Origin of the sequence: Virgibacillus sp. M23 (assembly GCF_034190895.1) — a bacterium.
Lineage (GTDB): Bacteria > Bacillota > Bacilli > Bacillales > Amphibacillaceae > Virgibacillus > Virgibacillus salarius.
Genome location: NZ_JAWDHA010000195.1, coordinates 1 through 520 on the forward strand (window position 1 = coordinate 1; position 520 = coordinate 520).

Below are 520 nucleotides of genomic sequence, written 5' to 3' on the forward strand. Positions count from 1 at the left end.
GGTATTTTGGTAGCATATGCCGCAAGCGGCCTGGTCATGTTTTTTATTATGAGAGCGCTTGGGGAAATGGCCATTCAAAAACCGGTTGCCGGTTCCTTCAGCAGGTATGCGCGTGATTATTTGGGACCGCTTGCAGGCTATTTAACAGGGTGGAACTACTGGTTTTTATGGGTTGTCACCTGTATGGCTGAAATTACTGCTGTCGGCATCTATATGGGGTTCTGGTTTCCTGATGTGCCAAACTGGATTTGGGCATTATCGGCGCTGATCATTATGACGGGTGTTAATTTCCTGGCTGTCAAAGCTTACTGCGAGCTGGAATTTTGGTTCGCATTGATTAAAATTGTCGCGATCCTATCTATGATTGCTGTCGGTTTATTGATGATTATTGCAGGAGTCGGCAATGGGGGCATTGCAACCGGAATCAGCAATTTATGGAATAACGGAGGATTTTTCCCTCATGGAATAATAGGGGTTTTATTGTCGCGTCAAATGGTGATGTTCGCCTATTTAGGGATAG

At 45.2% G+C, this 520-nt stretch carries 1 pseudogene; it reads left to right on the plus strand.

Annotated features, from left to right (window positions below):
- A pseudogene (gene alaP / locus RVS70_RS22005) lies at nt 1–520 on the plus strand (alanine permease AlaP); the annotation flags it as partial.